We start from the raw sequence: 20,578 nt of genomic DNA on the forward strand, positions 1-20,578 counted from the left end.
GGCCTCCCCGGACATCACACAACTTCATAAAGCTCTCTCTACTAAACTGAGAATCAAACCCCGTAGAGAACCGGTCACAATCCAGTGCCCGGCAATCTCTACACGAACGTCCTGAGGAGGACCCAGTGGCCAAGGCCAAGTTCGAGCGGACCAAGCCGCACGTGAACATCGGAACGATCGGTCACGTCGACCACGGCAAGACCACGCTCACCGCAGCGATCTCGAAGGTTCTTGCCGACAAGTACCCGTCGGCGACCAACGTTCAGCGCGACTTCGCGTCGATCGACTCCGCTCCCGAGGAGCGTCAGCGCGGTATCACGATCAACATCTCGCACGTCGAGTACGAGACGCCGAAGCGCCACTACGCGCACGTCGACGCCCCGGGTCACGCTGACTACATCAAGAACATGATCACCGGTGCCGCCCAGATGGACGGCGCGATCCTCGTGGTCGCCGCGACCGACGGTCCGATGGCTCAGACGCGTGAGCACGTTCTGCTCGCCAAGCAGGTCGGCGTGCCGTACCTGCTCGTCGCGCTGAACAAGAGCGACATGGTCGACGACGAGGAGATCCTGGAGCTCGTCGAGCTCGAGGTCTCCGAGCTGCTCGCCTCGCAGGGCTTCGCTGAGGACGCTCCTGTCGTTCGCGTCTCGGGCCTGAAGGCTCTCGAGGGCGACGAGAAGTGGGTCCAGTCGATCCTCGACCTCATGGAGGCCGTGGACGCGAACGTTCCCGACCCCGTGCGCGACAAGGACAAGCCGTTCCTGATGCCCGTCGAGGACGTCTTCACGATCACCGGTCGTGGAACCGTCGTCACGGGTCGCGCCGAGCGTGGCACGCTGGCCATCAACTCCGAGGTCGAGATCGTCGGCATCCGCCCGACGCAGAAGACCACGGTCACGGGTATCGAGATGTTCCACAAGCAGCTCGACGAGGCGTGGGCCGGCGAGAACTGTGGTCTGCTGCTCCGTGGCCTCAAGCGTGAGGACGTCGAGCGCGGTCAGGTCGTCGTCAAGCCGGGTTCGGTTACGCCGCACACCGACTTCGAGGGCACCGCGTACATCCTGTCCAAGGACGAGGGTGGCCGTCACAACCCGTTCTACACGAACTACCGCCCGCAGTTCTACTTCCGCACCACCGACGTCACCGGCGTCATCTCGCTGCCCGAGGGCACCGAGATGGTCATGCCCGGCGACACCACCGACATGACGGTCGCGCTGATCCAGCCGATCGCCATGGAAGAGGGCCTCGGCTTCGCCATCCGTGAGGGTGGACGCACCGTGGGCGCCGGTACGGTCACGAAGATCATCAAGTAAGTACTTCTTACGTCTCAGCGGGGTCGGGCCTTCGGGTCCGGCCCCGCTGTCGTATGTCCGGGTGTTTCTCGGGATGCTGTCGATACCCTTGGCTTCCGACCACCGAGGGAGCCCCATGAGCGAGATCCACGTCGGCCCGCCGCCGCCGCGCAGTTACGCGCGCCTGTGGGTCTCGACCCTGCTGCTCATCGTCTACACCGCGTTCGTGCTGCTCGTCACCATGTGGCCGAGTCCGCAGGACCTCGAGTTCGACAGCATCGCCTCCCGCGTGCTTCGGGCGCTGCACAACCTCGGCGTCCCCGAGACGTTCGGCTACGACAAACTCGAGTTCACGGCGAACATCGGCATGTTCGTCCCGCTCGGGTTCCTGCTCGGCCTGGCGCTCGCGCGCAAGGCGTGGTGGGTCGCCCTGTTCCTGCTGCCCGCATTCTCGGCCGGTATCGAGCTCACGCAGGGCTTCGCGCTGGAGAGCCGCGTCTCGACGTTCTACGACGTCATGGCCAATTCGATCGGCGGCTTCCTCGGCCTGCTGCTGGCGATGATCATCCGGGCGATGATCCACGTGCGCGATCGCACCATGATCGAGCGCGAGCTCTGGGAGCGCCGTCGAGCTGCTGCCGAGCTGCAGCGTCAGAACGCGGCGCGTGCCGCGGCCCGGAAACCTCAGGCTGCTCAGGCCTGGTCTGCTCAGGCGGAGCCGGCCTACGTCGAGCCCGACCCCGTCACGCGGGTGCTGGATGCCGACTTCTGGGCTTCGCCGGATGCTCCGACCACCCGCATCCCCATCTGAATCCGGATGCGGTGAAATCTGTGCTGCGCGATGACCGTTCGCGTCAGCCGACACGGGTAGCATTCGCGTAAGCCTTGACGTCGAGGCGCACAGATATTGACCCATTGGAGCTCAACGACTGAAGGAGCGATCATGACTCGACGCTTCCGAGAGCGCGGCACGCACCGCAGGCTGAGCGCGCGTTTCGCCTCGTTCGCCGGCGCGACAGGTCTTGTCGCGTTGGGTCTCGTCGCGGCGGCTCCTGCCGCCCACGCAGAAGTCACGGTCGCAGGGGATGCCTCGTTGACGGCGACGTGCTCCGACGGCGGACTCGCGGTCGTGCTCGATGGTGCGGTGACGTTGGATGCCGGGGACTCCGCCACGTCTTACCTGCGTGTCGATGGTGTGGCTGTCGGCGAGCCGGACGATCTGATCTCAGAGATCGATGACCTTCTCATCGACATCGTGACGCCGACGATCGCGTTCGCGGATGGTGAGACGCACCTGGTCGAGTGGATCGTCGACGGGGTCGTCGTCACCGCTGGCGAGTTCTCGTCCGCCGAGTCGTGCGCGGACGGGGGCGGGCCGATTCCGACCCCCGCTCCGGCCGAGGAGGGCGCCGTCTTCAGCGATGCCGTCTGCACGGAGGGCACCGCCACGGCCACGGTGACGGTCCACTTCAGCGCGGATGCCCCGGCGGAAGCGACCACCGAGGTGACCATTCGCAACGCGGACACGAGTGAGACCCTCATGGCCGACATGGATGCCGAGCGAAAGGCCGTGGTCGAGTTCGCGATCGCGGACGATGGGCCGACTGTGGTGTCGGCGGCCGAGCGACACGGCGCGGGCCTGGCGAAGGAGCTCGGCTCGCGGACCTACGAACTCGCCGTCGACTGCGCCGAGGCCACCCCGACTCCGACCCCGACCCCGACGGAGGAGCCGACTCCGACTCCGACGACCGAACCTCCGGAGCCGACCGAGATCCCCGAGCCGACCGAGGAACCCGAGCCCGTCGAAACGCAGGCTCCGGTACCCGCCCCGGAGCCTACAAAGGAGCCGGTCGTCCCCGTGGTCACGGTGTCGAGCACCTCGATCCCCGCCGGCGGCAGCGTGACCGTCAACGCGAGCGGATTCGCACCGGGGGAGAAGCTCGAGATCTGGCTGCGCTCCGACCCCTGGAAGCTGACAGACGCTACGGCTGATGCCAGCGGCGCGATCTCGCTGCCGGTCGGCATCGCGGGTGGCACCGATCTCGGCGAGCACCAGATCGAGGCGCGCGGCGCGACCAGCGGGTCCGCGTTCGTCGACATCGTCGTGACGGACGACCTGGCGATCACGGGAATCGACACCGCGTTCGCATCGGGGGCCGCGACGACCGGCATCGTTCTCGTGCTCGGCGGCCTCTCGGTCTTTCTGCTGGCGCGCCGGGCGCGGGAAGCGGCGGAGGCGTAGCGAGAGTGCCTCACTAGAGTAGCGGGCTGACGACATCACGACGCCCCCGAATCGGAGATGGGGCGAATCAGCGCGTTCAAGTTGGTGTTCGCGTTGGAGAGCCATGTCTCGACGTTCTACGATGCTACGGGCAACTCGATTGGCGGCTTTAGTGGCCTGCTGCTTTTCGGGATGATCGTACGCGCTATGGCTGTCCCGATTCCGATTCCGATTCCGATTCCGCTTCCGGGGCCACTTCATTTTGGTGTGTGTGTCCGAAGCAACTCGAACTCCAGGGCAACATCGGGGTCGATCGCGCTAGGGGTGCTGGTGTAGAAACCGTTGCTTGTTCTCTCAGGAGCTCGGCGTTCTTCGGAAGACGCTCTGCCCGCAACTGTTCGCCGAAGACATGGTTCACCATTGCGACCTTGCCGATCTCTGGGAACATCCAACTGACTACTTCTGCGCTCTCCGCGGCAACTTCGACATTCTGATTGCCGAGTCCGATCACGATCAAGGTGCGCACCGCGATGACCCGCCTCGCGTCACCAAGCTGCCGCAGCCAGACAATGTTGGAATCACCGACGAGGACGACGGTTGCCGGCCGTGTCCCGAGCCCGCCAAGCGTACCGCGCCGTAGCAGTGGGCCGGAAGAAGTAGCGAGGGCGACGAACGAGCGGGAAGCAGATGGGGCGCGCGCGTGGAGTGCGGGTGCCAGTGTCGTGGCAACCGTCGGGACGTCTCGCGGTGCTGAGGCGGTGACACGTGACTCATGTGATGGAGTTCGTAACGCGCTGCGTGACACGTTACGATCGAGCGCATGACGCAACCGGGATGGCAAGTTCGCGACTATCCGGCGATGCCTGCCGAGGTTCTAAAGATGGAGACGTATGACGATGCGATTCTCTCGAGGGCCGAGAGCGGAGCAGTTTACTGGGACGCTCCGAATCCGCGGCGTAGCTTTGTTCGGGGCGCAGTCTATGACCAGCGGGGAGCGCTTATAAATCAATCCCAGCGCAAAGGGGGCATGAATTCTGACATGGTACTGTCGGTCAACCCGCCTGTAATCACATCTCGCGAAATACGTGAGGCCACTTCGGCCAGGGAGTCTGGTCAATGGCTGTACGGAGGAAGCTGGATGCACGGCTTCGGGCATTTTCTTGTTGAAACGCTTCCCACGTTGTGGCCATTACTCGACTCCGCATCTGAGTTCATTGGGATATGTGCCCATCGCTTCAATTCGAGAAAAACGTACGAATGGCAGTATGAGATCGTTGGACTGCTGGACGTTGGCGAGGTGCGGGTGATCGACGATACGCCGGTAAGCTTCGAGAAGTTGGCGGTGGCGACGCGTCCATATCATTATCAGGTGGCAATCCATCCGCGTGCCGCGATGGTTTGGGACAAGGTGTCGATGGCGACCGATCCGCTCAATGACGATTCGGGCGCAAGCCCGATCTACTTGAGTCGAACCCGATTTCAACGCGATATGCAATCACGTGGCGTGGCGACGGGACGTGAATTCAGCAACGGCAACGACGTGGACCGCGTGTTTGCGGACCGCGGTTTCACCGTGATTTACCCTGAGACGCTGTCGGTCCTCGAACAAATTCGACTAGCCAGAGCGGCACCGATTATTGCGGGAGTCGCAGGCTCGGCACTCCATCTGAGCGTATTTGCCAAGCCTGGTGCACGAGTCATTGAGGTCGGTGATGCGCGCACAGGTGGTTCATTGGTAGCGACTCAGCGGGCGATCTCAGCGGTTAAAGAGCAGCCGACTGCCCAGATCCCGTACCAGGGAGACAGTAGTGGTGCAGTCGACCTGGCGCATCTGAAGTCGACGTTGGATGCCTTAAGCCTGCGGGAGTGATGAAGATCGGGGATGCGGACGTTCGAGTCCGAATGACCCTGGCATGGACGCGACGTTGAGGCGCGGCTAGAGCATCGGTGCACGCGGATGGAGCGTGAGTTCATGCCTTGGCATCGGGAACACCGCGGGGTGGCGTTCGCCGGGGCTCGAGGGCGTCACGCATTCGGACGGGAGTGGATTCTGGCACTCAGCGAGCCGTTTGCTGGTCGTTGTGCCCGATCGAGGGCTTACCTTGAATATCACAGGGTCTACAGGGCGATCGGGGTCAAGCTTCCGCGCTCGGCGCGAGCCTTGCCTCTCCTCGAGTCGGCACGCCATTGTAGCCCGCTACCGTTTGCTCGCCGCACCGCAAAGTAGAGTTCAGCTATGACATCCATCTGTTTCGTCTCGGAGACGGGCAAGAAAAATCGTCCTATTCAGGACGCATCGGTTCGGTATCGGTGCTACCATCCCGCAGAGGTTCTGACGCGCGCCGGCGACTTCTGCTCGGTGTACTCGGCCCACGAATTTTACCAGCAGCCGAACTTCGACTACGATGTCTATGTTTTCCACCGCCCAACTACGGTGCGCGAGAATTTTCGGCTGGTGCAGGAGCGTCTCCGGAAGTTCGATAAGACGCTGATCGCAGACTATGACGACCTTATTTTCGGTGATGCGGGGATGGCCATACAATCCTCAGCAGTCAGGAGTGGAAGGCTGGCGGAGGATCGTGCCAGCATGTTATTTCAGCAGAATCTGGCGGGTCTGCGTGAGTTCGATAAGGTCACTACGTCGACCGGTCCGCTAGCGGCCTGGGCGAAGGAGTTCAACGCTGGCGCCGAGGTGCGCGTCATTCCGAACCTGATCCCCCCGTCGGTGTCAGAAGTTCACAACCAGCTGGGCACGGCACGTGTCGCCAGACCGCATACGATGATCGGCTACTTCTCCGGTTCGAAAAGTCACGATGGCGATCTACTGCTCGTGGCTAGCGTGCTGCACCGTGTGCTTATCGAGAACCCCGACTACACGTTGATGCTGGTCGGACCGGTGTCGCTCCCCGCAAGTCTCGCCGGACTTCCAAATGTGATGCTCGCTCCGCTTGTTGATTTCCAGAGACTCCCGGGACTCATGGCGAAGTGCTCCACGGTGATCGCGCCTTTGGAGACGAGCGACTTCACAGCATGTAAATCCCGCGTCAAGTTCCTTGAGGCCGCGCTGTCTGGGACGCGGTTGCTGGCTACGCCGATCCCGGACATGCAAGTCCTTGGCGAAGAGCGTCTCGGGCTCCTGGAATCCCTGGACGATTGGTATGAAGAATTGTCTGCACCTGTGACTCGGCAGGCGTATAGTCAGCAGGCGGAACGCAACGCCGAGTTCATCCGCGATGTGGCTCGTGTGGACGAGCTGAAGGGCTTCTGGGACGCAAAATGAGGGTTCTGATCTATCCCGAGCCGCATCCCATCCGCGGTAGCCACATTCTCTTCGATCACGTAGTGCGTCGGTTCCTTCCCTCGCTTCGCGGGGCCGAGCCGGATTTTGATGTGCGCGTGTTCACAACGGCCGCGATGGTGGAGCGGCTCGGCGAGAACGTCGCGGGTAGCATCGCCGCGAGGCTTATCCATCCCACGCCCGAAGAAGAGCGCCTATTCGCTCGGAACTTGCTCGAATGGGAAACCGACGGAATTCCAGCTTGGCTGAGTCTTATGGCTGGAGGCGAAGTCGCGGACGATTACGTCGACGTTCTGCGGCGCATCTGGAACGTGTTCCCGTTCGATGTCATTGTTCACTGGGCCGAGAACGGTGCGGTAACGCGGTTTGTTGAGGGTCGACCTGTGACGCGTGTCGCGCTCGAGCTGGGCTGCACGCGTGACCCGTTCCTCTCAACGGTCGTCATGGACCCGCTCGGCACCAACGGCAGCGCTCTTGTTCCTCGCCTCTCGCTGGACGATATCGGCGACATAGTCGGTGATAATCCACTCTCAGCGGAGGAAGCGCTCGCGGCGTACTCATCGAGCCTTGAGTCAGTCCCGTACGAGCAGCAGTTCTTGCCGCTCGGCGAGGACCTCTCCGCTCAACTGCTTCGCGATGGCCGTAAGATTGCGTTTCTTCCACTCCAAATCCACGATGATGCGAACCTGCTTCGGTTTTCCCCGTACGACACGGTGGAGGATGTCGTTCTTGATATCGTGCCGAAGTTGGCCGGAGCGGGCTACCGAACGATCATCAAGACGCACCCGGGCTCGTGGAATCGAGCGCAATCTCGGCTTGCGTTCTCGCTCGCACGTGCCGCATTGCGTCCATGGGCCGACGATATCGTATGGCTCGACTCGACCAAGGAGACCTATAGCAACGCGCAACTGGCAGCACTGGCCGAACTGGTCGTGACGGTCAACAGTTCAATCGGCTTCGAGGCTCTCTATTTCGACAAGGTCGTTGCGGTCATGGGCGACGCCGTCTACAAGCCTTCGGGCCTGTTCCCCACGCTTTCCGAGGCGATATCCGGGGAATTCGACATCCGTGCGTACCGGCATGGCATCGGTCTGCTGCGGCGCTTCATGCTTGACGGCTATCTCATCGACGACACTGCCCTGAGAAGCGATCAAACGGTCAAGGAAGTTATCACCGCGATCGACGCGCTGCGTCGTCGGCACGGAAGCGATCCTGTTGCTCTGGCCCGGGGCATGTATGAATCGTTCAGCGTAACGCGCGGCCACCGCGCACGACAGCGTTTCGCCTCTGGTGATTCGGTGCCAGGCGAAGCCGAGTTCGAACCTTCCCACCAGACTATTGGAGACGAGGCGGAGGGCGGCTCGGGCAGCGAGGCGGTATTCGCGCTCGCAGCTCGGCGGCTTCTGGGAGCCACTGGGGCCGGCACCGTCGAGGAGCTCCGAGCGGCTCTGGACGCGGGATTCTCGAACTCCCCGCGCGCGGTGGATCTCGTGCGCGCATCGGGAATCGTTGATCCGGCGTTCTATCTTGGCAGGTATCGCGACGTCGCCAAGGCAGGGAAAGATCCGGTCGACCACTGGACTAGGTTCGGGCTGCAATGGGAGCGCCACGGGTTGCGGGGGGCACGTGCCCCCCGCGCGGATATGGAGATCGGGTCGGTTGCGCAGTTCATCGATGCGCTAGTCGAGGCCGCGCGACCTCTACTAGATGGGGAAGCGGACGACCGGAGTCCGCTTGGCGACGATGTTGCCGCGGCCCGAGCGAGCAATCTCGCTTCGGTCCGCAAGCAGCTTGTTTCGCGCGATAATCGCGTGGCGGTCGTTGCGCATTTGCCGTACCGTAGCCTCGCACCTGAAGTTCTGGAATGGCTAAGTGTTATTCCTGAGCCATTTGATCTGATTGTTACGACGCCGAGCTGGGGTACCGACACGATCGCCAGCCTCGTGCATGCGACCTATCCCAATGCCGTGATCTACCCAGATTCGGGTCGGGGCCGCGATATCGGTGCTTTCCTCGACATGCTGCCGATTCTCCTTAATCGGCCCTACGATGCGATCCTGCGCCTCCATACGAAGATTGACTTCTATCCGGGCGGGCGCCTGAGCCTCGATCTTGGAGCGAAATGGTTGCATGAGACGCTAAGTGCGTTGCTCGGCAGTACGGAGCGCGTGTCGGTGATTCTTGAGTCGCTCCGGTCGGACGGTGGGCCGGGTGCGGTTGGTGTGGCTCCGCACTATGTGTCCTTTGGGGACCACCCGTATACAGACGAGGGGGTACTCGCCGAAGGCCTCGTAGTCGAGCGAAAGCCGGAAGGCTGGTTTCTCGGTTCGGCTCTGTGGTTTCGGCCCGAAGTCCTGCGCCCGTTCATCGGTCCAGGTGCTCCAGATGTGGCCAGCTTCCCGACCGAACTGGACGGAGGCGAACTGTATGGCCTACTCGAACGGCTGCTCAGCCATGCAGCCGGAACGATGGTCGGCGCTCCCGTCAACCAGGATGAGTCGCTTGTGACAGGGCTCGAGCCTCACAACACTGACATCGAGAGGTACCTGGTCGGTGCCGACGCTGAGCGAGGTCTGACATCAGGTGAGGCCGATGCGTCGTCTTCCGCTCAATTCCGCGGGCTACCGGGACGGTGAGGAACATGGTGAACGCAACGATCCTTCGGCGGGGGCCACAGCGCTCGGCCGAGGATAGTATTGCGCTTCTCGTAGGGTCCGTGGCCTTCGACGGTGCGGAATCACTCGAGGAGGGCGCGGCCGCGTCAGGGATATCGTCCGACGGTGTCAACGGAATTGACGAAGGCGATTGGCAGCTCGCACAGTTGACCGAAACCGTCCAAGCCCTGCGTACATGGCATGAGCGCTTCGGGCACCGTGCTGTATACATGCTCTGGGATCTGATGGGTCGTGCCGTGCACGACAGGCTTGCCCGACGCTACTTCGTTGAAGGCCGGTACCAACCGCCAGCTTTTAACTACACTGCGGTCGTCGATGCGCTACCGGAGCTTGAGATCGTTGATTTACGCCCACTCCTCCGCAAGCCGATGCACGATGTGTGGAGGTTGTTCGCCGATGAAGGAAATCGGCCTTCGCAGATCGGGCTCCTTTTTCTCCGCTATGTGCTTGAGGTCGGCATGGAAGTGGAAGCTGCATACATCCGCGCGGTAGATGAGATCGAGGGCGAACTGGAGAAGTTAGCCGCGCGGATAGCGCGCGCCGCTGGCAGGTCCGTGGTGATCACAGGCCGCTCTATCTGGTTGGACGCATTGACTCGGTATCTGGGGGCCACCGGTAGCGCTCGCCTCGCCGACGTCGGCCTGATCCTCGCGCCGCTGGGGGGTGCGCCGGGGCGAAAACCCGCGGCAGAAATGGTCGAAGAATGGGCAAATGCTGCTTGTGCGGTCGTCGTGACGAGCGGAGCGGATTTGACGCCGCAACTTGCCTACGCCTTCGGGACCGAATCGGCTTCGTGGGCGGGCGTTCCTGTTATCGAATGGGAGCGCGCAATCGAGCCAGCGTCGCCACGTCGAGAGACAGCGCGTGCCGGGAGGACGCCGGCTTTCGCGGGGGACGACTCCCGGCCACCGGTGCGGGCCGACGCGCTGCGTGCATCGAACTTCTTGATGCACCTCGAATCTGGAACCGCGGCCGTTCCCTCCTGGGCTGGAATTGAGAGACTGCTCCAATACATTGCGGAAGCGGATTCCTGGGCGCGACTTCCGCAGCCCGATGCGCGCTGGCACGTTGACGACCAGGTGCTCGTGTCGCAGGACGGTGTCGCGTTCCTTGCGGGTGGTGGCCACGAACCATTGAAATTCGCAATCGGTGTGCGCCACCCGTCCTCTGAGTCACTCCAGTCATTTTCCGACAATGTCGAGGCACGAGCGAAGCATGCGACAAAGCGTGGGATCCGCTATTCGCACGTTATTTTCCCCGACAAACAATCGATCCTAAGCGACGGTTTTCCACTCCAGCCAGTGATCCGGCTCGGCGACCTGTATCTCAGTCACATGCCCGACGCGATCGCTGCCGCTGTGATCTACCCGGCCGATGCCCTCCAGGATGTCGAGGGTGCGTGCATGCCGCTCGATACTCATCTCTCCGACACAGGATCTCTTGCGGTGCTCCGTAGCATGATCGCGGCTGTCGGCGTTGACGCTCCGGATGCGTTGGCCGCCATCGAGCGTCGGATCGTGCGCCCGCGGAGATGGCCCGGTGACCTGGGGCGTAAGCTCAGGCCGCAACGCTTGCAGGAGGTACTCTTTCTTGACCCCGACTGGGACTTCCTCGAGCTGAGCAGCGCTGGGAGCTTCAATGACGGGTTGGTGGACATACTCTTGAATCCTGGCGCACCGGTGGACAAGACGGTGCTGCTCTTCGGTGACTCGTTCTTTCGCATGATGCTCCGACACCTATCCGCCGTTTTCACCCGCGTCATCTGCCTCCGTACACGCTATTATCACCGCGAGATGGTCGAGTTGGTCGACCCTGACATCATTTTCAGCGGCAATGCGGAGAGATACTTGTCGAAAGTTGACTCTGACAATGAGGCGGACGCGTTCATGCTCTTGGGTGGGGTGGCGGAGAGTCGTGACTTGTTTGTTGAGACGTGGCGTGACATTACATCGCCACGTTCCACCCGGTCGAAGAGCCGGCTCAGGCATTTGACCTCCCGGGAACGGAAACGACTCCCCCTCGTGATTCCGTCGGCCAGGCGGCCTGTGCATTCGCCCGGCGGTGTAGCTGTATCAGAGAACGATATGCGCGCCGACGTCGACATTATCGTGGGTCCGTCGCATGCTGTGAGGTGGCGCGAGCATATTGCCAGCGGCGGGGTATCGGCGCCGATCGATGCGTCGCGCTTTATCGGTCGTGGTGGGGCGCCGATCTGGCATAAAGGTCAAATGCAGAGTGCCATTGAATTGGCCGGCGGCACGCATCGTATCGGGGTTCTGGTCGGCGACTTTCGGTTCGGGAACAGCATTCTCCTAGATCCGAATGCTCCTGAGGGTGTGATCCTCGACGGATTTACTGGTATCTCAAGGGAAGCTATGACTGTCGAGTGTGACCGTGCGATGTACAAGCGTGGAGTCGCGGGGCTGCGTGCCTGGGACAAATCGGTGGGCTCGCGAGCCCGTTACATCTTGTGGGACGAGCTCGGCAGGCAGGTACACAACCGGCTCCAGGGACGACACGTCACCGACGGATCCTACAAGCATCCTGTGTTTAACCTCGAGGACATCTTGGCCGAGCTTCCTGGGCTAGATTTCGTAGACCTGGCACCGATTCTTCGTCTTCCGGTGCATGAACTGTCACGCTTGTTTATCGACAGCAGTAACCACCCCTCCCAAGTCGGTTATCTATTTCTGACCGGCGTGCTTCTGGAAGGCCGTGATGCCCGCGCGGCCTACGAGCACGCGGTGTCGACAGTACAAGGTGAGTTAGTCGAGAAGGCGCGCGCGGCGAGCGCCAGCGTAGGGCATCCAATTGTGTTGACAGGTAACTCCATTTGGTTGGAAACGCTGATTACCACTCTGGGGGCCGCGGGGGCGCAGGAGCTTTCCCGCGCGGGAGTCATCGTCGCTCCTCTCGACAAGGTGCGAGGGCGGCCAACGTTACGCGAAGTAGGGGCGAGCGTTGACTTTGATGAGTGTGTCGTCGCCGTCTTGTCTGCGGGGGGAAAAGATATCTCGAACAGACTTGAACAGGCTTCAGACGTGAGTGCAGATGCGTGGCGCAGGATTCCCGTCATCGACTGGGAAAGTGCGACAACCAAGATCATTGAGAACCGTGGTGAACAGCCGTCCTTCGCGAAGATCGAACCGAACGCTCCGGCGCACCGTGACGTCGTCATCATCGATCTGGACCCGCCGATGGTTGAGGTGGGGAAGCCTGGCAAGCCCACCTGGGCCGGAATTATGAGAGTCCTCGACTTCATCATCAACTCGGGTATCGACGCGAGGCCGGTAGGTTACGTCGGTGCTGGTCATGAACAGTCTCATCGATGAATCGACCCTGCGTCGAAACGGTAGAGGCATGGCGCGCGTCACAGCGCGACGACTGCAGTGCGTGGTGATGCCGTAGCCTCAGTCATCATGCCCGGGCTGGCGCGTGACTACGCCGAGCACCTCGTCTCCATCAATCACCAGGAGGGACGAGATGTTGTATCGGTCCATGAGCGCGAGGGCGTCCTCCATGCGCGTCGTCGGCGCGACGGACTTCGGCTGCCTGGTCATGACGTCGGCTGCGGTGAGCAAGAAAAACTCCTCGCCATGAGCCTCGATCGCCCGTCGGATGTCACCGTCCGTGATGAGTGCTGGGCCGTCCTCATCCGTCGAGACGAGCGTGATTCCTAGCCCGCTACTCGTGATGTGGCGTGTCGCCTCAAGGAGACTGTCGCCCGCCTTCACCCACGGCAGGCTCCGGGCCACCATCGCATCGCTGACGCGTTCAAACAAGCGGCGGCCGAGGGAGCCACCGGGATGCAAGCGTGCGAAGTTCTCCGGGCCGAAGCCACGAGCTTCCAGCAACGCTACGGCCAGAGCATCGCCCATCGCGAGTGTCGCCGTCGACGAGGAGGTCGGTGCGAGGTTCAGGGAGCATGCCTCTTTCGCCACAGCAATATTGAGGTTGTGCGTCGAGTGTCGAGCCAAAGTCGACGCCGGATTCCCGGTCATCGCGAGGATTCTATTACCGTTATCCTGCAGGAAGGACAACAGCGCAAGCAGCTCGTGGGTCTCTCCCGAGTTACTGATCCCCAGGAAGTAGTCCTCTTCGGTAACCATGCCGAGGTCGCCGTGCAACGCCTCCGCGGGGTGCATGAAGAAACTAGGCGTTCCTGTGCTCGCCAGCGTGGCGGCGATTTTTCTGCCGATCAGCCCCGACTTGCCCATACCGCAGACGATGACGCGACCGCGCGAGGTGATAAGGCTCTCTACGATCGCGTTGAAGTCCTCCCCAATGCGCTCAATAAGATCCGACACGGCTTGCGCCTCCAGCGCCAGCACTCGCTTTGCGGCGGTGGCATGATCCCGACGGATAGAGCTGTCATTGAACGACATGTGAGGTCGTGATCCCTTCGAGCATCGATGCGTACATCTCCTGCATCGTCAAGCCGCGCGAGGCAAGCACGTGCTCAGCTGCCTCCCGTCCAACGCCCCGGCCTCCGGCGCGATTGAGTACCACATCCGCGGCCTGTAGTACGAGCGGATGTGCGTCCGCAGGAGCGTAGAAGCGGCCGACTACGCCAGCCAGGGGCAGATCCACGACGTCGTCCCCGACATATGCGATCTGATCTGCGGAGACACCCTGTTCTGTCATGATCCGCTGCAGGGCGTCTCGTTTGTCGAGTGTCCCGGTCACCGACACGTCGAAGCGAAGCTGAGCGATGCGGGCATCTAGTGGCTTGCTCGTCTTCCCTGACAATACGCCGCTGCGAATGCCGTGCGTCCGCAACAGCGACACGGCGAGGCCGTCGTGGACGTGGAAACCTTTGGCGACCTCGCCATCGGCATCCATCCAGATGGTGCCGTCCGTGAGAACACCATCGACGTCGAACAGGACGAGCTCGATCATGCGATGTTCAGGGGAGGCAGGGACTTGACGAGTTCGTCGATCGCCTTGAGCTGCATGAGGAAGGGCTTTAGCTCGCTCAGGGGGAGGGCGCTAGGACCGTCACAGCGTGCGTTGTCTGGGTTCTCGTGTGCCTCGACGAACAGGCCCGCAATGCCTAGCGCGACGCCTGAACGGGCGAGCTCGGCAACTTGACGGCGACGACCTCCCGAGGCTGTCGCCCCGGCCTCGCGGCGTTGCAGGCTGTGCGTAACATCGAAGATCGCAGGTGCACCGTCGCAGGCCTCGATCATCTCCCGGAAGCCCAACATGTCTACGACAAGATTGTCGTAGCCGAATTGGGACCCGCGCTCGCAGAGGATCATCTGATCGTTGCCAGCTTCCGCCAGCTTCTGCTGGATGTTTGCCATCTGTGTAGGGCTCAGGAACTGAGGCTTCTTCACATTGATCGGCTTGCCTGTCTCGGCGAGCGCTACAACCAGGTCGGTCTGTCGGGCGAGGAACGCCGGCAGCTGAAGGACATCTGCGACCTCCGCCACGATCGGTGCCTGAAAGGGCTCGTGAACATCGGTGATGACCGGCACGCCGAACTGTTCCTTCACAGCCGTGAAAATCCTCATACCTTCGTCGAGCCCCACGCCGCGGTATGAGTGAACTGACGAACGATTTGCCTTGTCGAAAGAAGCCTTGAAGACCACAGGCATGTCAACCTCGGCCCCCACCTCGACGAAGCGCTCGGCCGCGCGAAGCGTCGAGTCCAGGTCTTCGAGGACATTGATCCCGCCAAAGATCACGAGAGGGTGGTCGTTGGCAAGAGAGACGTTCGGCCCGATGGCCACGGCTTTAGACATATCACTAGGCTACTCGTGAACTCTCTCCCGCCGTGAAAGGTGCCTCCATGCGTGTTCTCGCTGTCATCCCTTCCCGCTACCCCAGTACGCGCTTGGAGGGGAAGCCTCTCCTCATGCTCGGAAACCGCAGCGTTGTCCAGCGTGTGTGGGATGCGACTGTCGCCAGTGGCGAGTTCGACGAGGTCGTGGTCGCCACTGACGATCGGCGGATCTTCGATCATGTGCAAGAGTTCGGGGGGCGCGCGATCATCACATCCGACTCTCTTGAGAATGGCAGTGAACGCGTTGCCGCCGCCGCCGATGCTCTTGACGGCGACTTCGATGTCGTTGCGAACATTCAGGGGGACCAGCCCTTCGTTTCGCGGGAAGCGATCCGGGCCCTGATCGCCCCTTTCCGTGACGGCCAGGACCCGGAGATGACTACTGTGGCCATGCCACTCGCCCCCGAGCTCGCCGACGATCCCAACACCGTCAAGATCGTCACCGATATGCGGGGTCGTGCACTTTATTTCTCGCGCTCGCTGATACCGGCTAACCCCAAGAACCTCGACCATGACTACTTGCAGCACCTCGGCCTCTACGCATTCCGCCGAGATGCGTTGCGTCGCTTTCCGACGCTCATCCCCACGCCACTGGAACGCGCTGAGAACCTCGAACAGCTTCGTGCACTCGAGCACGGCCTCGTAATCATTGCGCGGGTCGCTGACAGCGGAACGATCGAGATCAACACGCCCGACGATTACGAGCGCGCCCAAACCTGGGTACGCGAGAACGAGGCCTGATCTTCACGCGGGTTGCCTATCGCCTATGGTCTCATCGTCAAGCGGTCTGTCTGAGCGATACGTTGCGCATCACCCATGCATCGATGGGCTGGCTACGGCCCGTCAAATATGGCGGACAGCACCACAGACGGGCGTGAGGAACGAACTGTTGACACGTTCGGCTAGACCGCGAGTGTGGGCGGCTTGGTTAGCTTCTCTTCAAACCTGATGGAGGTCAAGCCGCCGGAGTGGCCAGTGCCCGTTGCCGGTGGTGGTTGCGCTCGATCCAGACGACGATGGCTGGGCATAATTCCTGCCTGGCCGCCCCGCCTTTGCCGGTGAGAACGTTAGTCTGCGGCAGCGATGAGAATCTCTCCACGAAGGTGTTTTCGCCGGCCGCACCCACACGGCCTATCGGCCCGACTGTGTCCTGGCGGCGCGGTCAATATCCGATCCGAGGTGTGCGCCCGATGATTTGTTCAAGCAGAAGATCCCTGATCGCGCAGCAACAAACCTTTGCGCTCGCGCGTCGAATACATTCGTGATGCCGGTCAGCCAGCGCGGGTTCGGGGCGTCGGCGCGGAAATCCGTCGTACACCGGCGAGCCGAGGGGTTTAGGAGCAAAGCTTCCACCCTTCTGGCGGCTGGTGCGCCACCCCGCGCGTCGGGGTTCGTCGGCGAGGTGTCGATATCCGAAAGCCGGGTTGTCATGGTGGGCATTGACAGGGTGTTAATGCGGTAGGCACAGAACACGTCCGAATCAAGCACCGATTTGCGCCGCCGGGAGTACGCCTGGCCGGCGAGCATGAGGACCGGCACGGCACCCTCACGTGGGCTGCGCGTCAGCGAGCTCACAGGTGGGTACGCCATTTCGGGAGCCACGAAGTTTGAGATTCGCCCGCGACAGGTACGCGGTAGGCGCATGAGCACCTTGTCCTCCTGCTTGAGCCACCCGAGCCGCCTCTTCAACCCCCGCGCTGCGGCAGTATCAGCGGCGGGCCTGACCGAGACGATTGGCATCCTCGACGTCAGCTCGGCGCAGCCAGCTCTGCAACGTCGCTTCGCTGACGCCGATGTCGGTCGCGATCTGTTCTTATCGTGACGTCGCTGTCGCGACCACGAGCGACTGCGGTAACCTCCTCGCGGAACTCGCAGGGATCAGAGATTCGCTCGCCGCCTCATGGGTTCTCGTCGTAATCAGTATCGCCCCCCGCGTCAGAAATAATGTTCTGCCACCAGCGGAGCATCCTGTGGGCCCCACGGGATGCTCGATGCGTCCAGTTGCGACATGTTGCGCGGGGCGGCAAGACCGGTCTTTTCCTATGCGCTGCGTCGATGGCTTCCGCTACGACCTGCTCGTCCGGCAGATGCGGTTGGAGTAGACCTTCCATCCGGCCTCTGTCATGAGCGTAACTTCTCCTGAGCCGCTGCGATGAGTCGCAGCGCCCGCGCTTCGAAAGAGTGCTCTTTGCGGACGACGGCAGCAAGCGCGGACATCTTGTCAGCGGACGGTATCCAACTGCGGTCCGTCACGAGCTCGCGCATGCGTTCGACAGAGTCCGCGACGACAACGGCGCCGCCAAAAATATCGAGGCCGTCGATCGCATCGCTGATGATAGGGGTGCCGCAGGCGAGAGCATCAAAGGTGCGGTTGTTGATAAACCCCCACTGAGCCATGTCTTCGAAGTGGTCGTTGAGCACGATGTTCGCGGATGCGTAGGCGTGGGGGAGAAACTCGGCGTCGAGGTAGCCTCTCCGGACGTAGCGTTCGGGGGCGAACTTTTCCCATCCAGGTCCCCACAGACCAACGGGGGCGTCCGCCTGCACAGCCAATCCCACGATTGCGCGACCGAATTCGTGCCCGTGGCTGCCGCCTACGAAGATAAGGTCATCCGGTTCGGACGCTGGCTCAAGATCCTGTCGGAACCGTTCTGGCGATGTGGCCTGGAGGAGTGGTTCGACCGTGCGGCCAGAACGATCTGACATCCAGGCTGCCCACTTCTCAGAGGCAGCGAAGACGAGATCGTAAGATCGAACTTCGTCAACCGTGACAAGGTCCGGTCTGCTGATCACCCAGAGTATGTTGACGGCCCCTGGTTGCGGGGGTATCGCGTGGAGGCCCCGCAAAGTGAGTACCACGTCGTCAAGATAGGAGGTCGGCCGGGTCCACGCTGCGTGCCTATCGGTGACTACCTGTTGACCGTGTAGTCGTAGCGCATTGGCCAGGTCAGCGGCGAAAGGAATGTCTCCCCAACGATCCCCACCTCGCGTCGTCGGGACGCCGGTCTTGATCGCCCAACGCAATGCCGGAGCCTTCGACCCCGGTGCGTCGACGCCGGGGTTCTCCTCTTTCACAAGAACCGGGACGGCAGAGGGCTGGCCAGGGCCGAAAGTGGGAGAGAGGTACTTTGCTGTCATCCCCAGCACACCATATCGACGGCGATCGTCGGGCACGTGTACGTGGCCCCAGCGCTCGGAGAACGTCCGGCGATTCTCGTTCTGCCGGCGCTCCCGGTAGGCCGTCGTCGTGGGCTGATGGATCACGATCGCCTCTTGTGCGCAGTCGAATCGCGCCGTGCCGAGTTCGCGCCTTGCCCGATGGCAGAAGTCCACGTCTTCAAGTCCGTTGGCATACAGGGGATCAAACCCGGAGAGTGCGGCGAAGATGGCAGCGTCGAAGAGGCTAGCGCTCGCGCAGATTGCCGTCAGCTGATCGAGTTGCGCGACCGAGGCGTCGTCGGTCGTGAGGTTAGCGAGCAGGCCGCTCGGTAGCGCGACTCCGTGATAGAACGCGTAGCCAGCATGCTGAACGGTGTAGTCGGGGTTGAGGAGGAGCGCCTGCACGCCGGCCGATCCAGTGGCGCGTTGTGTCGCAGACAGCACGTCGAGCCACCCGTCGCGCGGATCCGCATCTGTGTCGAGAAACGCGATCTGTGCGCCAGTGCTCAGCGAGAACCCATAATTCGCGGCGACTGCGAAGTTATTGTTCACGGGGAGGCGAACGTAGCGCACACGCGGTTCAACCGCGTAACGCGAGATGAGTCGCCGACCTACGGCCGCACGCGAGCCGTTGTCGACGATGATGATCTCGAGATCTGAATCGGACGTCTTGAGCAACTGGTCGATCGACCGAATCGTATTCCCCGCGGCGCCCGCGATAACTGTCACCAAGCTGATGCGGTCCTTCGCACGGCCGTCGACCGTACGCCGGACGGCGTCCCAGTCGATCAGATTCCGTTCCCGGACAACCCACTGCCAGTGCAGTGACTCGTTCTGAGTGATGCGTCCATCAGCGCTCTTGTTGTCGTACTCGCATCCGATAAACGGCAAGTACACCAGTCGTCCCAGTTTTGCAAGCCGCAGAACGAGATCGTAGTCGACCCAGCGACGCAACGTTACGTCGAAGAAACCAACTTCGTGCAGTGGTCGGGCGCGCGCTACGAGCACGTTCAGATCGATCGAATTTCCGAGCTGAAGGTCCGCGAGTTGAGCGTCACCGCCTCGGTAGGCAATGTCGCCACTGTCCCCGTGAAGTCGTAGGCCGGCATGAGAGGCAACGGCATCGGGCGCGGTACCGAGTGCGGCCAATGACAGTTCGAGGAATCGCGGTGTCCACGTATTATCACTGTCAAGGAAAGCGATGAACTCGCCCTGCGCTTCCCGCAGTCCCGCGTTGCGGCTGGCCCCGACGCCAGCGTGGGGTCCTGCGAACAGGCGTACCCGAGGGTCGACACGCGCATACTCGTCAACGACATCCCGTGTCGAGTCAGTCGAGCCATCGTCGACAACGATCAGTTCCAGAGTTCCGTGCGTCTGCGCCAAGACCGATTCGATCGCTTGACCTACTAGATCGGCGCGGTTGAGGACCGGCATAATGACCGACACGACTGCATCCGATGGGGAACTCGCAGCAGTGGTCCGTGCGATCCATTGTTGGGTCGCGTGTCGGTCCCACTTCTTGCGTCGCTCGGGCAAAGCCGCCGCGCTTTGCCTTCGGTGCAGCTCCGCGAACTCGAGGAGAGCATGACGTGCTTCTGCAAGGGTTGGTACGGGGCCCTCGAAACCTTCGGGCACGGGGAGAGGTTGATTCGGATCCAGTGATGCGAGGACCGACGCCGGATCGCCATCAACGACGCGGGGGTCAAACAGGGGACCCCAAGCGTGCGTTCGCGCAGCTGGACTGCGCAAATAGTTCAGTAGCCGTTCGACGCCGTCAGCAACCCGAATTGCTTTCCGGATCGACGGAGGAAGGAAACCTAACTCGATCAAGGGGTGAGGGGTGAGTTCGGCTGCGATTCCATGAGCGGCGTAGTGCTGAGCCACCTGCCGCGGCGATTTAACGTCCAGATTCGTTACGGCCGCGTAGTATGCGCGATCGAAAAGGCCGTCCTGGAGCAGCACGTGCGCGCTGCGCGCGCGACGGATCGCCGCGACCTGAGGTCGTACTGATTCCTTGATGCGTGATAGTGACAATACTCGCGAGCCCGTCATCACTGTCCTTTGGAGGCGTAGAAGGTTTCGGTGGCGTCTTTGGAGGGTGCCCACCAGTCTTCGTTGGTGCGGTACCAGTCGATGGTGGCG

Annotated in this window: 13 protein-coding genes; 9 read left to right on the forward strand and 4 right to left on the reverse strand. The window is 62.0% G+C overall.

Annotated elements, in window-relative coordinates; translation table 11 throughout:
• Positions 1-125 precede the first annotated feature (125 nt).
• From tuf to ACFCYE_RS05780, 8 genes are all read left to right on the forward strand, one after another.
• A complete protein-coding gene (gene tuf, locus ACFCYE_RS05745) occupies positions 126-1,316 on the forward strand; it encodes an elongation factor Tu (protein WP_376177086.1) in 1,191 nt (396 codons plus the stop codon).
• Between the two features lie 115 nt (positions 1,317-1,431).
• A complete protein-coding gene (locus ACFCYE_RS05750; RefSeq protein ID WP_376177088.1) occupies positions 1,432-2,106 on the forward strand; it encodes a VanZ family protein in 675 nt (224 codons plus the stop codon).
• A gap of 132 nt (positions 2,107-2,238) precedes the next feature.
• On the forward strand, positions 2,239-3,537 hold the full coding sequence (locus ACFCYE_RS05755; RefSeq protein ID WP_376177090.1) for a hypothetical protein: 1,299 nt from the start codon (positions 2,239-2,241) through the stop codon (positions 3,535-3,537).
• A gap of 325 nt (positions 3,538-3,862) precedes the next feature.
• The gene (locus ACFCYE_RS05760) at positions 3,863-4,156 is read left to right on the forward strand and encodes a hypothetical protein (RefSeq protein WP_376177092.1); all 294 of its coding nucleotides are present in this window, start codon (positions 3,863-3,865) and stop codon (positions 4,154-4,156) included.
• A gap of 180 nt (positions 4,157-4,336) precedes the next feature.
• Positions 4,337-5,386 carry a DUF563 domain-containing protein gene (locus ACFCYE_RS05765; RefSeq protein WP_376177094.1) on the forward strand — a complete coding sequence of 350 codons (1,050 nt, stop codon included), beginning with the start codon at positions 4,337-4,339 and terminating at the stop codon, positions 5,384-5,386.
• A 366-nt stretch (positions 5,387-5,752) separates the two neighbouring features.
• A complete protein-coding gene (locus ACFCYE_RS05770) occupies positions 5,753-6,796 on the forward strand; it encodes a hypothetical protein (protein ID WP_376177096.1) in 1,044 nt (347 codons plus the stop codon).
• Positions 6,793-9,450 carry a rhamnan synthesis F family protein gene (locus ACFCYE_RS05775; protein ID WP_376177098.1) on the forward strand — a complete coding sequence of 886 codons (2,658 nt, stop codon included), beginning with the start codon at positions 6,793-6,795 and terminating at the stop codon, positions 9,448-9,450. The genes ACFCYE_RS05770 and ACFCYE_RS05775 overlap by 4 nt, the downstream gene beginning before the upstream one ends.
• A 5-nt stretch (positions 9,451-9,455) precedes the next feature.
• Positions 9,456-12,821: a hypothetical protein gene (locus ACFCYE_RS05780; protein ID WP_376177100.1), complete on the forward strand. Its 3,366-nt coding sequence runs from the start codon at positions 9,456-9,458 to the stop codon at positions 12,819-12,821.
• A gap of 78 nt (positions 12,822-12,899) precedes the next feature.
• On the opposite strand, the gene ACFCYE_RS05785 is transcribed toward ACFCYE_RS05780, so the two are convergent.
• From ACFCYE_RS05785 to kdsA, 3 genes are read right to left on the reverse strand one after another with little or no spacing between them, the layout of a single operon-like run.
• Positions 12,900-13,874 carry an SIS domain-containing protein gene (locus ACFCYE_RS05785; protein ID WP_376177101.1) on the reverse strand — a complete coding sequence of 325 codons (975 nt, stop codon included), beginning with the start codon at positions 13,872-13,874 and terminating at the stop codon, positions 12,900-12,902.
• Positions 13,861-14,388 (reverse strand): KdsC family phosphatase, encoded by a 528-nt coding sequence (locus ACFCYE_RS05790; RefSeq protein ID WP_376177102.1) that lies wholly within the window; start codon positions 14,386-14,388, stop codon positions 13,861-13,863. Before ACFCYE_RS05790 ends, ACFCYE_RS05785 begins: the two co-directional genes overlap by 14 nt.
• A complete protein-coding gene (gene kdsA, locus ACFCYE_RS05795; protein ID WP_376177103.1) occupies positions 14,385-15,236 on the reverse strand; it encodes a 3-deoxy-8-phosphooctulonate synthase in 852 nt (283 codons plus the stop codon). Before kdsA ends, ACFCYE_RS05790 begins: the two co-directional genes overlap by 4 nt.
• 47 nt (positions 15,237-15,283) lie before the next feature.
• On the opposite strand from kdsA, the gene kdsB reads away from it, so the two are divergent.
• A complete protein-coding gene (gene kdsB / locus ACFCYE_RS05800; RefSeq protein ID WP_376177104.1) occupies positions 15,284-16,018 on the forward strand; it encodes a 3-deoxy-manno-octulosonate cytidylyltransferase in 735 nt (244 codons plus the stop codon).
• A 1,380-nt stretch (positions 16,019-17,398) separates the two neighbouring features.
• On the opposite strand, the gene ACFCYE_RS05805 is transcribed toward kdsB, so the two are convergent.
• Positions 17,399-20,488, reverse strand: coding sequence for a glycosyltransferase (locus ACFCYE_RS05805; RefSeq protein ID WP_376177105.1), 3,090 nt, complete (start codon positions 20,486-20,488; stop codon positions 17,399-17,401).
• Positions 20,489-20,578 lie beyond the last annotated feature (90 nt).

It is taken from the genome of Microbacterium sp. NPDC056234 (assembly GCF_042267585.1).
Lineage (GTDB): Bacteria > Actinomycetota > Actinomycetes > Actinomycetales > Microbacteriaceae > Microbacterium.

What these genes read in the sequence shown, in the direction of transcription:
- ACFCYE_RS05775 (WP_376177098.1), top strand. Translation starts at nt 6,793, where the DNA reads ATGAGGGTTCTGATCTATCCCGAGCCGCATCCCATCCGCGGTAGCCAC.
- ACFCYE_RS05755 (WP_376177090.1), top strand. Translation starts at nt 2,239, where the DNA reads ATGACTCGACGCTTCCGAGAGCGCGGCACGCACCGCAGGCTGAGCGCG.
- ACFCYE_RS05765 (WP_376177094.1), top strand. Translation starts at nt 4,337, where the DNA reads ATGACGCAACCGGGATGGCAAGTTCGCGACTATCCGGCGATGCCTGCC.
- kdsA (WP_376177103.1), bottom strand. Translation starts at nt 15,236, where the DNA reads ATGTCTAAAGCCGTGGCCATCGGGCCGAACGTCTCTCTTGCCAACGAC.
- ACFCYE_RS05805 (WP_376177105.1), bottom strand. Translation starts at nt 20,488, where the DNA reads ATGACGGGCTCGCGAGTATTGTCACTATCACGCATCAAGGAATCAGTA.
- ACFCYE_RS05785 (WP_376177101.1), bottom strand. Translation starts at nt 13,874, where the DNA reads ATGTCGTTCAATGACAGCTCTATCCGTCGGGATCATGCCACCGCCGCA.
- ACFCYE_RS05750 (WP_376177088.1), top strand. Translation starts at nt 1,432, where the DNA reads ATGAGCGAGATCCACGTCGGCCCGCCGCCGCCGCGCAGTTACGCGCGC.
- ACFCYE_RS05780 (WP_376177100.1), top strand. Translation starts at nt 9,456, where the DNA reads ATGGTGAACGCAACGATCCTTCGGCGGGGGCCACAGCGCTCGGCCGAG.
- ACFCYE_RS05790 (WP_376177102.1), bottom strand. Translation starts at nt 14,388, where the DNA reads ATGATCGAGCTCGTCCTGTTCGACGTCGATGGTGTTCTCACGGACGGC.
- ACFCYE_RS05770 (WP_376177096.1), top strand. Translation starts at nt 5,753, where the DNA reads ATGACATCCATCTGTTTCGTCTCGGAGACGGGCAAGAAAAATCGTCCT.
- kdsB (WP_376177104.1), top strand. Translation starts at nt 15,284, where the DNA reads ATGCGTGTTCTCGCTGTCATCCCTTCCCGCTACCCCAGTACGCGCTTG.